We start from the raw sequence: 12,610 nt of genomic DNA, 5'->3' as shown, positions 1-12,610 counted from the left end.
CGCATGTGTCACGAAAGCTCGCCGCATTCCTCATCATCCTGGGCGTATTCATGATCTTCGAGTGGGTGAATCTCGGGTTTAACTTGGCCGACGGGCATCCGACCGCCTTCTACGTCGTGCACGGCATCCTGATCGCGGTGAACGTCGTCCTCGGGGTCGTGCTGGGCGTCATCGGCTGGCGCGGCCTGGGTGGATGGCGCGGCCTGCGCGGTCCCGGCTCCGGTGGCGGTGCCGCGCTCAGGGGCCGCAGAGGAGCCGGCGGGTGAGGGCGTGCAGCTCGTCGGCCTCCTCGCGGGAGTCGCCGATCGAGGTGAAGCCCAGCTTGCCGTGCTCGGGCAGCGCGCCGAGCAGGTGGAAGACGTTCCCGGTGCGCCGGTTCGCGTCGAAGCCGATCCCGAGGCGTTCGGCCGTCCGCATCACCTCGCCGGGCGTACGCCCACGCAGGCATGACGAAGCGCAGTTGTCGGTCGCGGTGTAGAACTTCGGCTGATTTCCGGACATGAGATGACCGGTGGCCTCGTCGTACGTGGCCCCGGTCGTCAGCACGGCGGCCCCGAACGGATGCGTGGTGCCGCCGATCCGCAGGTTGATCTCGCACAGCAGCGCCGCGTACCCGGCGTCGGCCTTCAGCGCGAAGAAGTCCATCCCGAACAGCCCGACCACGCCCCGCCCGGCCAGCACCTCCGCGATCCGCCGCGCCGACGAGCCCACCTCGGCGCGGTACTCGGGCGCGGCGGGGAACGTGCAGCCCTGGTAGACCTGCCCGTTCGGACCGCCGAGCACCTGGTCGTGGGTGGCGAGCACCTGGGCCTGCCCGCCCGGCGTGATTTGAGCCAGCGCGCTCGGGTAGTAGAGCGGGCGATGTTCGATGTACTCCTCAACCACAGCCCCCCGGTCGCGGATCTTCGCGGTGAAGCTGCCCCAGCTCTCACCCGCCGCCGAGAAGCTCGTCATCGCCCGGTCGGTCTTCGGGACGATCACGTTGCCGAGCCCCGAATACCCGTCGTTCAGCTTGACGATCACCCGCTCGCCGGGCAGCGCCTCGATCGCCTCCTCGATCTGGAGCTCGGTGCGCACGTCGCCGAACCCCCGCGCCATCGGCACGCCGGCCTCGTGTCCCACTTCCCTGGCCCCGCTCTTGGAGCCGTAATAGGAAAGGGACGTCGCCGGTCCGTAGAGGGGCACGTTGAGTGACGACGCGAGCTGCTCCTCCAGCTCGCTCAGGACGAACGGCACCAGCCAAGCGTCACCGTCGATCGCCGATCGTAACCGCTCGATGGCGTCGGGACGGTCGAGCAGGTTCCTGGTCAACGGCTGGGACCAGGGCTCGTCGAGGCTGATCAGCGTCAGACGCTTGGCGGCGTCATCCGGATCGGGCAGGAAGCCGAGGTAGTAGTCCACGATCTCGGGATCCACCGGGGCCGAGGACAGGTAGACCACCTTGACGCCGGGCTCGCGGAGCGTCAGGAGCAGGAAGAGCAGGCGCTCCTCGTACGACCTGGCTCCCGTGATCCGGCGCAGCTCATCCTGCGGAAGGGAGAGCGAGGGCACGACCACCAGGGTCCCCTCACTCGGCTCGAAGATGCTCAACCCAGCATTCTTCTCCCCGAACGGGATATTAGTGATCATATAGCGAGTGAAACACGCATTCTTCTCAAAGACAGCCAGCGCTAGAGTGTGATGACCATGACAGAAGGTGACAGGATTCGAAATCGCTGACCACGTTTGAACTGACAGCATCGGGTCACGATCTACTGATCCCTTGTGACTATTTCCGGGTCAGCCCTGCCTGTACACAACGTGACGACCTGCGGTTACGGTCATGCCATCAGGTAACTTTTGGTGTGACTGTCGGCGCGAAGCGGCACGAGAGCGATAAAGTCGAAGCATCGCCATCGGGCTCACGGCCGACCGCTGTGCTCCCGGCCGGAGCGGCACTCGCGACGATATACGCGAAGCCCGTGCTGACGATCTCGCGCACCGAAACCAGTGGGTGTGTCTTTGGATTCGCCGAGCGGCCGCTCCAACCGGGTGGCCACCACGGGATGGGATGTCTTTTGGAGCGCATGAGCCGCGATGGCCGACACGTGTGGGGCCGCGCGGCATGGGACGGGATGGTGACATATGCGGGGACGTGAGCTTCGGGGGGAACTCGACGCGTTCCTGGCGGAGATGGAGCAGGACCTCGTGGCCTTCCGCCGCGACCTGCACATGCACCCCGAACTGGCCTTCGCCGAATATCGCACCACGCAGCGGATCGCCGAGCGGCTCACCGCCGCCGGGCTGACCCCTTCGGTGCTGCCGCGGGGCACGGGGCTGATCTGCGACGTGGGCAGCGGCGACGGGCCGACCATCGCGTTGCGGGCCGACATCGACGCGCTGCCGCTGCAGGACGAGAAGGACGTGCCCTACCGCTCGACCGTGGCGGGAGCCTGCCACGCCTGCGGCCACGACGTGCACACCACGGTGCTGCTCGGCACCTCGATCTTCCTCGCCCAGCAGGCCGCCGCCGGGCTGCTGCCCGGCCGGGTACGCCTGATCTTCCAGCCCGCCGAGGAGCTGCCCGGCGGCGCGCTCGAGGTCATGGCCCAGGGCGGCATCAGCGGCGTCGACCGGATCTTCGGCCTCCACTGCGACCCGCGGGTCGACGTCGGCCAGCTCGGTCTCAGGAGCGGGCCCATCACCTCCGCCTGCGACAAGATCGCGGTGCGCGTGTCCGGGCCCGGCGGCCACACCGCCCGTCCCCACCTGACCGCCGACCTCGTCTTCGCGCTGGCCAAGATCCTCACCGAGCTGCCCGCCGCGCTGTCGCGCCGGGTCGACCCGCGCTCCTCGCTCAGCCTGGTCTGGGGCAAGGTCGTCGCGGGCTCCGCGGCCAACGCCATCCCCGACGACGGGGTGGCCGAGGGCACCGTGCGCTGCCTCGACGAGAACGCCTGGCACGCCGCCCCCGATCTGATCAAGTCGCTGCTGGAGTCGGTCGCGAGCGCCTACGGCGTCGAGGCCACCCTGGACTACACCCGCGGGGTGCCGCCGGTGGTCAACGACGAGGTCAGCGTCGAGATGCTGAGCGAGGCGGCCGAGCAGGCGCTGGGCGCGGGGGCGGTCGTCCCCACCCAGCAGTCGCTCGGCGGCGAGGACTTCGCCTGGTACCTGGAGTCGATTCCCGGAGCGTTCGCCCGGCTCGGCACGCGCTCGACCGACGGGATCACGTACGACATCCACCAGGGCACGTTCGACGTGGACGAGCAGGCGATCGCCATGGGGGTCAGGGTCATGGCCACCACGGCGCTGACCTCGCTGTGGGAGGTCGGGCCGCTCGACTCGATCACCAGCGCCATGGCCTGAGACGGCCTGAGCTCCGACCGGCCGTCCCGGAGACACCCGTCCCCGCCGGCCCGCTCCCTCTCCGCCGGTACGCCGGCGGAGATTTCCTGGGGGAGCGGGCGGCGGGGTCGTTCTCTTTCCCGAGGGCCGGCGCTCAGAAGAGCTTGCCGAGCACCACCGGAAGGTGCAGGGCCGACTGGCCGGGGGAGACGGTGACCTTGGTGCCGGCGGGATAACGCAGGGTGTAGTCGTAGTCGGTGGAGATGATCACCAGGCCCAGCCGGTGCCCCTTCTTGAACAGGTAGTCGGTCGGCTGGAAGTCCCAGGTGAAGGAGTACTCCTTGCCGGCCCGCAGCGGTTCGGTGCGGTCGGCGCGGTGGCGGTTGCGGACGTCGAGCCAGCCCCTGGTGACGATCTTGTACGGGGTGGTCGAGGTGCCCAGGGTGCGCAGGACGGTGCAGCCGGTGTCACCCGGGATGCCCTGGCCGTAACAGTAGTTCTGGCCGGTCGAGAGCAGCGTCCCGTTGGGCCGGACGTCGGTGCCGTAGTCCACCAGCAGCGCCGTCAGGTACGGCGAGGCCCCGTCCTTCATGGAGGCCCGCACCGACACCGTCGGCGTCCCCGATACGCGCACGTCGGCGGGCAGGACCTCGGTCGTGTACGCCAGCCGGTTCGGGTCCGCCCCCATCGACTCCACGAGCTGCTCGGCGGTCCTGGTCTTCTGGTCCACGAACGACTCCTTGGCCGTGCGCGGGCGCGGCAGCAGTCCCAGCGACGAGCCGGGCCCCGGGTGGAGCGGCACGGTGACGGTGCCGGGCAGCGGCCAGGAGGCGTGCTGTCCCCACTGACCGGCCGCGATCTCCACGTCGGCCTGCGGCTCACGCATGATGCCCGAGTCGATCTGGTACAGCCAGTGGTCGAACCAGCCGTGCAGCTGGCGCAGCCACTCCTCCGTGCGCAGGTTGAAGGGGTTCATGTGGGTGCCCTGGTGCAGCCAGATCTTGCGCGGCACGTGCCGCTTGGCCAGGGCGTACCACCACTGCGCGAACTGCTTGGTCTTGACGTTCCAGTCGTTGAGCCCGTGCACGACGAAGACGCTGGCCTTGACCTTGTTCACGTCGTTCAGGTAGTTGCGGGCGTCCCAGAGTGGGCTGTAGTCGCCGGTGATCCGGTCCTGCGTGGCGGTCAGCCGGTCCATCAGGGCACCGCACACCTCCTGGCCGTTCTCCCTGGTCAGCACGTACTTGGCGAGCACGTCGAGGTCTTCGCCCTGGAAGCCGCCGGGGGCCAGGACGCCGCCGTTGGCGCGGTAGTAGTCGTACCAGCTGGAGATGGCGGCGATCGGCACGATCGTCTCCAGGCCCTTGACGCCGGTGGCGGCGACGGCGTTCGGCAGCGTGCCGTTGTAGGAGACGCCGATCATGCCGACCTTGCCGGTCGACCAGGTGGCCTGGACCGGGTTACCGGCGGCGTCGAAGCCCTTGGCGCGGCCGTTCAGCCAGTCGATGGCGGCCTTCGGGCCGGCCGTCTCGTTGCGGTCGCCCGAGGTGGGGCAGCCGGTGGCCCGGCCGCTGCCGATGTTCTCCACCAGGGCGATGGCGTAGCCGCGGGGCACGAAGTAGTTGTCGTAGTAGCCGTCGAACGGCTCGGCGGCCAGCTTGGGCGAGGCGGCCCGCAGGGCGGGCAGCGGGTTGCCGTTCGCGTCCACGTCCACGGGGTGGTTGGCGACGTCGTTGCCGCCCGCGTAGTACGGGCTCGCCTCCATGATGACCGGGACCTTCAGCCCCTGGTCGGTCTCCTTGGGGCGCAGGATGTCCACGGCCACCCGGTCCGGCCGGCCGTCGTTGTCGCTGTCGGTTCCTGCGACCTCGACGAACACCGTCTGGCTGATGGCGTCCGCCCGGGAGAAGACGGGCTGGGTGGCGTTGTTCTCGACTTTGATCGCCGGGGTGGCCGGTGTGGCCGCGGCGGGTGCCGTTCCCGCCAAGCTCGCCACGAGCAGGGCGGTCAATGGCACGATGAGCTTGGCTAAGGTCTTGCGTGGGTGCATGCGGGGCTCCGATATGAGGTTTCCACCGTCGGTGGGAATCTCTGACACGATGAGCTTCGGGGCAAGGGGTGATCGTGCACCAAAGTTGGGCAAAATTTCGTGGAACCCCTGCTGTGTCACAAAACCGCGACACAGGTCACGGACGCGACTGATGTCGATAACGGACAGGTTGCGACCCTGTGTCCCGGTTTGGTTGGCCCTGGTCAAGCAACTATCTTCCGTGCAGGTGCCGTACGTTTCTTCGCGCCCGCGACGAGATTCGGCGGCGGGGAAATGGAAGGGAGTCGCCTTGCTCGGCAAGCGATTCAACAGGATGGCGCTCGGCTCGGTCGCCGGCGTCATGCTCATGGCAGCGGCCGCCTGTGGTGGCGGCGATGGTGGGGGCACCACGGCGAGTCAGGAGCCGACCGGCGCGAGCAGCGAGGCGCCCAAGGACGCGCTCAAGGTGGGTCTCGCGTTCGACGTCGGCGGGCGAGGTGACAAGTCCTTCAACGACGCCGCCTACACCGGCCTGGAGAAGGCCAAGACGGACCTCGGCGCCGAGATCAAGGAGCTGAGCCCGTCCGCCGACGGCTCCAACCGCGGCGACCTGCTGCGTCAGCTCGCGGACGCCGGCTACAACCCGATCATCGGGGTCGGCTTCGCCTACGCCGAAGACGTCAAGAAGACCGCCGAGGAATACCCCGACCTGCAGTTCGCGGTCGTCGACTCCGCCTCCAACGCGCCCAACGTGACCGGCCTGCTGTTCGCCGAGGAGCAGGGCTCCTACCTGGCGGGCGTCGCCGCGGCGACCAAGTCGGAGAGCGGCCACGTCGGCTTCGTCGGTGGCGTCGAGTCCGACCTGATCAAGAAGTTCGAGGCCGGCTTCGTGGCCGGCGTGAAGTCGGTGAAGTCGGACGCCAAGATCGACGTCACCTACCTCACCCCTGACGGCGACTTCAGCGGCTTCAAGGCCCCCGACAAGGGCAAGGTCGCGGCCGAGAAGATGTACCAGGACGGCGCGGACATCGTCTACCACGCCTCCGGCGACTCCGGCCTCGGCGTCTTCCAGGCGGCCGCCGCGGCCAAGAAGAAGGCCATCGGCGTCGACTCCGACCAGCGCCAGACGGTCAAGGAGAGCGACCTGCAGTCCGTCATCATGACCTCGATGCTCAAGCGCGTCGACGTCGGCGTCTTCGAGTTCGTCAAGGCGTTCCAGGGTGGCGCCAAGGGCGGCTCGAACGTGACGTACGACCTCAAGGTCGACGGCGTCGGCCTGTCCACCACGGGCGGCGAGATCGACGACATCAAGGACAAGCTCGACGCTGCCAAGCAGGACATCGTCGACGGCAAGATCACGGTTCCTGCCAAGCCGTAACTGGGGTATGAGTGACAGATGAGGGCCCGGAGTCCGTAAACTTCGGGCCTTCTGTCTATGTCGCCCACCCGCTCTAGGAGAGGCGAAATGAGTGCTGACACCCTGGCCACGGCGCGACCCGCCGTAGAGCTGGAGGGCATCACCAAGCGTTTCCCCGGTGTCGTCGCGAACCACGACATCCGCATCACCGTCCAGCCCGGCACGGTGCACGCCATCGTCGGGGAGAACGGCGCGGGCAAGTCCACCCTGATGAAGATCCTCTACGGCATGCAGAAGCCGGACGAGGGGACGATCAAGGTCAACGGCACGGAGGTCAGCTTCCGTACGCCGAGCGACGCCATCGAGGTCGGGATCGGCATGGTGCACCAGCACTTCATGCTCGCCGACAACTTCACGGTGCTGGAGAACATCATCCTCGGCGCCGAGCCGAAGCGGGCCGGGCGGCTCGACACGGCCGCGGCCCGCAAGCGCATCACCGAACTGGCCGCCGCGCACGGCCTGCGGGTCGACCCCGACCGGCTGGTGGAGGACCTCGGCGTCGGCGACCGCCAGCGCGTCGAGATCCTCAAGGTCCTCTACCGCGGCGCCCGCATCCTCATCCTCGACGAGCCGACCGCCGTGCTCGTGCCGCAGGAGGTCGACGAGCTCTTCCAGAACCTGCGCGAGCTCAAGGCCGAGGGCCTGACGGTCATCTTCATCTCCCACAAGCTCGACGAGGTGCTCGGCATCGCCGACGCCATCACCGTGATCCGCCGCGGCACCACCGTCGCCAGCGTCGATCCGGGCGACGTCACCGCGCGCCAGCTCGCCGAGCTGATGGTGGGCAGCGAGCTGCCGACCCCCGAGACCCGCGAGTCGACGGTGACCGACACGGTCGCGCTGCGGGTCTCCCAGCTCACCGTGGAGGCCGACGGCCACCACGCCCTGCCCAAGGGCGTCTCCGCCGGGGAGTACGCCGCCAGGCTGCGCGACGAGGGCAAGCGGCTGCTGCTCGACGACGTGACGTTCCAGGTGCGCAAGGGCGAGATCCTCGGCATCGCCGGCGTCGAGGGCAACGGTCAGTCCGAGCTGATCGAGGCCATCATGGGCATCCGCGCCGCGCACGGCCGCGTCGAGCTGAAGGGGCGCGACATCAGCGGCTGGTCCACCCTGCGGCGCCGCGAGGCCGGCATCGGCTACATCCCGGAGGACCGGCACCGGCAGGGCCTGCTCCTTGAGGCCTCGCTCTGGGAGAACCGGGTGCTCGGCCACCAGACCAGGAAACCCGCGCGCAACGGCATCTGGGTGGACCGGCGCGCCTCCAAGGCCGACACCCAGCGCATCGTCGAGGCGTACGACGTCCGCACGCCCGGCGTCGACACGCTGGCGCTGGCCCTGTCGGGCGGCAACCAGCAGAAGCTGATCGTGGGCCGCGAGATGAGCGGCGATCCCGCGTTCCTCATCGCCGCGCACCCCACGCGCGGTGTCGATGTCGGCGCCCAGGCCGCGATCTGGGACCACCTGCGCGACGCCCGCGCCGCCGGGCTGGCCGTGCTGCTCATCTCCGCCGACCTCGACGAGCTGATCGGCCTGTCCGACACAGTCCAGGTCATCTACCGGGGCCGGCTCGTCGCCGGGCTCGACCCCCGCGAGATCACGCCCGAACAGCTGGGCGGTTACATGACCGGCGCCATCGCCGGAAACGAGGAGATGTGATGCCCGCCGGGCTCAACCGGGCACTGCTCACCGTCGCCGGTGCCGCCATCGCCGTCGTGCTGGCGATCGCCATCTGCAGCGTGGCCATCGTGGTCGCGGGCGGCAGCCCGCTTGACGCGCTGTTCGCCTTCTTCGACTTCGGCAACAGCGCGCGGGCGGAGTCGAACTCCGTCGCCACCTTCCTCAACAGGGCCGTGCCGCTGTTCATCGCCGGTCTGGCGGTGGCCGTCGGCTTCCGGATGAACCTCTTCAACATCGGCGTCGAGGGCCAGTACCGCATCGCCGCCATCTGCGCGGCGTTCGTGGGCTCCACCTTCACCGCCCCCGCCCCCATCCAGATCGGGATCATCATCCTGGTCGCGGCCGCGGTCGGCGGCCTGTACGCGCTCATCCCCGCCGTCATGAAGGTGACCAGGGGCGTGAACGAGGTCATCTCCACGATCATGCTCAACTACATCGCGATCGCGCTGTCGGCGTACCTGCTGCGCGAGCCGTTCGCGGGTGAGAGGGCGGCGGGCCAGCTCAACACGACGACGCCGCCGCTGCCCGAGTCGGGCATGTTCCCCGACCTGAACTTCGTCTTCGAGTGGTTCGGCATGCTGCCGCCCACCCGCAACGGCGGCCTGTGGGGCTTCCTGCTCGTGGCCGTGGCGCTGGGCGTGGTCATCTGGGTCGTACTGGAGCGCACCCGGTTCGGCTTCACCATCAAGGCCAGCGGGCTCAACGGCCCGGCCGCCCTCGCCTCCGGCGTCAACCCCAAGAAGATGATCATCGCCGCCATGGTGCTGTCGGGCGCGATCGCCGGGCTCATCGGCCTGCCCGAGATCCTCGGCGACCGGGGCGCCTACACCAACAACTTCACCGCCGGCCTGGGCTTCCTCGGCATCGCGGTGGCGCTGCTCGGCCGCAACAAGCCCGTCGGCATCGCGTTCGCCGCGCTGCTGTTCGCCTTCCTCGACCGGGCCCAGGGCGCGCTGCAGTTCGCCGACATCCCCGCCTCCGTCGTCACCATCATCCAGGGCGCGATCGTGCTGCTGGTCGTCGTGGCCAACGAGGTGACCAACCGCGTCGCGCTCAGAATCGAAGAACGGCGAGCGGCCCAGCAGCTCGGCAGGAACACTCCCGTTGAGGTGGCAGCATGACCAGGGTCCGCACGTACCACCTCGCGCTGATCGGCGTCGCCGGGCTCATCCTGCTGGTGTCGCTGGTGCGCGTGCTGACCGGCTTCGACGACCTCACCTCGTCCGGCACGGTCGGCGCCGCGCTGGTCCTGGCCGTGCCGATCGCCCTGGCCGGTCTCGGCGGCCTGTGGGCCGAGCGGGCCGGCGTGGTCAACATCGGCCTCGAAGGCATGATGGTGCTCGGCACCTGGTTCGCCGGCTGGGCCGGCTACCAGTGGGGTCCCATGGCCGCGGTGGCCGCCGGGCTGCTCGGCGGCGCGCTCGGCGGGCTGCTGCACGCCGTCGCGACCGTGACGTTCGGCGTCGACCACATCATCAGCGGCGTCGCCATCAACCTGCTCGGCCCCGGCATCACCCGCTTCCTGTCGGAAGTCCTCTACAAGGAGGGCACGCCCGCCTCCGAGGCGGGCGCCGGCATCACCGGCTCGCCCGCGGTACGTGGGGAGACGCCCACGTTCGACCTGCCGTTGCTGTCCTCCGGGCCCGACCTGCTCGGCAAGCTGGAGAGCACCCACTGGTTCCTGGTGGCCGATGTCGCGGGCGTGCTGCGCGGGCTCACCCACGGCATCAGCGTGCTGATGATCGTGGCCGTGCTGCTGCTGCCGCTGACGTTCTTCGTGCTCTGGCACACCGCCTTCGGCCTGCGGTTGCGCTCGGCCGGTGAGAACCCGTGGGCGGCCGAGTCGCTCGGCGTCAACGTCTACCGGATCAAGTACGTCGCCGTCGTCCTGTCCGGCGCCTTCGCCGGGCTCGGCGGCGTGTTCCTCGTCTTCTTCAACGACAAGTACGTCGAGGGCCAGACCCAGGGGCGCGGCTTCATCGGCCTCGCCGCCATGATCTTCGGCAACTGGCGGCCGGGCGGCCTGGCCGGTGGCTCCGCCCTGTTCGGCTACGCCAGCAGCCTGCAGTTGCGCAGCTCCCAGACCGTCACCACCTTCTTCCTGTTCGGCGCGGTGCTCCTGCTGGCCTACCTCGTCCTGCGGATCCGCCGCCTGACCGCGCCAGACCGGCCCGCCGAGCTGGCCGCGCCGGGCGTCAGGCAGTATGTGCTGATGGCCGTGGCCGTCCTGGGCGCGGCCGTGCTGTTCTGGCTCTGGCTGGTCATCGACAAGCTGCCGAACGACTTCGTCTTCATCACGCCACACGTGCTCACGCTGCTCGTGCTCCTGGTCGCCTCGCAGCGCCTGCGGATGCCCAAGGCCGACGGCGTCAGCTATCGCCGGGGGGAACAACATTGAACATCGACTGGGACGGCCTGCGGGACGAGGCCAGGGAAGCCATGCGGTACGCGTACGCGCCGTACTCGAAATTTCCCGTCGGGGCGGCCGCCCTGGTGGACGACGGGCGGATCGTCACCGGCTGCAACGTCGAGAACGCCTCCTACGGCCTGGGCCTGTGCGCCGAGTGCGGCCTCGTCTCGGCGCTGCAGCGCTCGGGCGGCGGCCGGCTGGTGGCCTTCACCTGCGTGGACGGCCACGGTGAGCTGCTCATGCCGTGCGGGCGCTGCCGCCAGCTCCTGTACGAGTTCGGCGGCGAGGACCTGGTGCTGGAGACCGAGGACGGCCCGAAGCGGATGGCCGAGATCCTGCCGTACGCGTTCGGGCCGCAGGACCTCAGCAGGAGCGCGTGATGGACGCCATCGAGGTCATCCGCGCCAAGCGTGACCGGGGCGAGCTGACCACGGAGCAGATCGACTGGGTGATCGGCGCGTACACGCGCGGCGACGTCGCCGACGAGCAGATGTCCGCGCTGGCCATGGCGATCCTGCTGAACGGCATGAACCGGCGCGAGATCGCCGACTGGACCCAGGCCATGATCCGCTCGGGCGAGCGCATGGACTGGTCGGAGCTGGACCGGCCCACGGCCGACAAGCACTCGACCGGCGGGGTCGGCGACAAGATCACGCTGCCGCTGGCGCCGCTGGTGGCGGCCTGCGGGGCGTACGTGCCGCAACTGTCGGGCCGCGGGCTCGGCCACACCGGCGGCACCCTGGACAAGATGGAGGCGATCCCCGGCTGGCGGGCCTCGCTGTCCAACGACGAGATGCTGGGCGTGCTGCGCGCGGCGGGCGCGGTCGTGTGCGCCGCCGGCTCCGGGCTGGCCCCGGCCGACAAGAAGCTGTACGCCCTGCGCGACGTCACCGGCACCGTCGAGTCGATCCCGCTGATCGCCTCGTCCATCATGTCGAAGAAGATCGCCGAGGGGACGGGCTCGCTCGTCCTCGACGTGAAGGTGGGCTCCGGCGCGTTCATGAAGAACGTCCCCGACGCCCGGGAGCTGGCCGAGACCATGGTCGCGCTCGGCACTGACGCGGGCGTGCGCACGGTCGCGCTGCTGACCGCGATGGACCGGCCGCTCGGGCGGGCCGTGGGCAACGCGCTGGAGGTCGAGGAGTCGGTCGAGGTGCTGGCCGGCGGGGGCCCCGCCGACGTGGTCGAGCTGACCGTACGGCTGGCCAGGGAGATGCTGGCGGCCGCCGGGGTGTCCGCGGGCAAGGACCCGGAGACGGCGTTGAAGGACGGCTCGGCGATGGACGCCTGGCGGCGCATGATCGCGGCTCAGGGCGGCGACCCGGACGCGCTGCTGCCCAGGGCGGCCGAGACGATGACCGTGGAGGCGCCCGCGTCCGGGGTCCTGACGCGGCTGGACGCGTACGCGGTGGGGCTGGCCGCCTGGCGGCTCGGCGCCGGGCGGGCGCGCAAGGAGGACCCGGTCTCGGCGGGTGCCGGGGTCGTGCTGCACGCCAAGCCGGGCGATCTGGTACGGGCCGGGCAGCCGCTGCTGACGTTGCACACGGACGAGACGTGGCGTTTCGATCGGGCGGTCGAGGCGCTGGAGGACGCGTGCGCGGTGGGTGAGGCGAGCGGCGAGCAGCTGCCGCTGGTCATCGACCGCATCACCGCCGCCTAGCCCTTCGCGATCACCGGGCGGGGACCGTTCGCGGTCACCGGTCCGGGACCTTCAGCGATCATCGGCCCCGATTTGAGGACCGGGCCGGTG

Annotated in this window: 10 protein-coding genes; 8 read left to right on the top strand and 2 right to left on the bottom strand. The window is 69.7% G+C overall.

The features are described from left to right. The first annotated feature begins 5 nt into the window (after positions 1-5). Positions 6-266, top strand: coding sequence for an SCO4848 family membrane protein (locus OIE67_RS41360; RefSeq protein WP_326630771.1), 261 nt, complete (start codon positions 6-8; stop codon positions 264-266). Here OIE67_RS41360 and OIE67_RS41355 read toward each other — a convergent pair. Beyond that, complete coding sequence (locus tag OIE67_RS41355; protein WP_326630769.1) at positions 238-1,590, bottom strand: peptide ligase PGM1-related protein; 1,353 nt, start codon at positions 1,588-1,590, stop codon at positions 238-240. The two genes, OIE67_RS41360 and OIE67_RS41355, sit on opposite strands and share 29 nt — an antisense overlap. Before the next feature lie 534 nt (positions 1,591-2,124). Between OIE67_RS41355 and OIE67_RS41350 the strand changes: the two genes are divergently transcribed. Next, positions 2,125-3,348: a M20 family metallopeptidase gene (locus OIE67_RS41350; protein WP_326630767.1), complete on the top strand. Its 1,224-nt coding sequence runs from the start codon at positions 2,125-2,127 to the stop codon at positions 3,346-3,348. A 133-nt stretch (positions 3,349-3,481) separates the two neighbouring features. On the opposite strand, the gene OIE67_RS41345 is transcribed toward OIE67_RS41350, so the two are convergent. Then, positions 3,482-5,377, bottom strand: coding sequence for a Xaa-Pro dipeptidyl-peptidase (locus OIE67_RS41345; protein ID WP_326630765.1), 1,896 nt, complete (start codon positions 5,375-5,377; stop codon positions 3,482-3,484). Between the two features lie 289 nt (positions 5,378-5,666). On the opposite strand from OIE67_RS41345, the gene OIE67_RS41340 reads away from it, so the two are divergent. The 6 genes from OIE67_RS41340 (at position 5,667) to OIE67_RS41315 (ending at position 12,520) form a co-directional block, all read left to right on the top strand. Next, positions 5,667-6,734, top strand: coding sequence for a BMP family lipoprotein (locus OIE67_RS41340; RefSeq protein WP_326630763.1), 1,068 nt, complete (start codon positions 5,667-5,669; stop codon positions 6,732-6,734). An 87-nt stretch (positions 6,735-6,821) separates the two neighbouring features. Then, on the top strand, positions 6,822-8,429 hold the full coding sequence (locus OIE67_RS41335; protein ID WP_326630761.1) for an ABC transporter ATP-binding protein: 1,608 nt from the start codon (positions 6,822-6,824) through the stop codon (positions 8,427-8,429). Beyond that, a complete protein-coding gene (locus OIE67_RS41330) occupies positions 8,429-9,571 on the top strand; it encodes an ABC transporter permease (RefSeq protein WP_326630759.1) in 1,143 nt (380 codons plus the stop codon). Before OIE67_RS41335 ends, OIE67_RS41330 begins: the two co-directional genes overlap by 1 nt. Further along, positions 9,568-10,848, top strand: a complete 1,281-nt coding sequence (locus OIE67_RS41325) for an ABC transporter permease (protein ID WP_326630757.1) — start codon at positions 9,568-9,570, stop codon at positions 10,846-10,848. The genes OIE67_RS41330 and OIE67_RS41325 overlap by 4 nt, the downstream gene beginning before the upstream one ends. Next, the gene (locus OIE67_RS41320) at positions 10,845-11,240 is read left to right on the top strand and encodes a cytidine deaminase (protein ID WP_106236335.1); all 396 of its coding nucleotides are present in this window, start codon (positions 10,845-10,847) and stop codon (positions 11,238-11,240) included. Before OIE67_RS41325 ends, OIE67_RS41320 begins: the two co-directional genes overlap by 4 nt. Next, a complete protein-coding gene (locus OIE67_RS41315) occupies positions 11,240-12,520 on the top strand; it encodes a thymidine phosphorylase (protein ID WP_326630754.1) in 1,281 nt (426 codons plus the stop codon). The genes OIE67_RS41320 and OIE67_RS41315 overlap by 1 nt, the downstream gene beginning before the upstream one ends. The last annotated feature ends 90 nt before the right edge of the window (positions 12,521-12,610 follow it).

The organism is Nonomuraea fuscirosea, assembly GCF_035917475.1.
Taxonomy (GTDB): domain Bacteria; phylum Actinomycetota; class Actinomycetes; order Streptosporangiales; family Streptosporangiaceae; genus Nonomuraea; species Nonomuraea fuscirosea.
The sequence above is the reverse complement of the archived record's forward strand: the minus strand, read 5'-3'. Positions and strand labels throughout refer to the sequence as shown.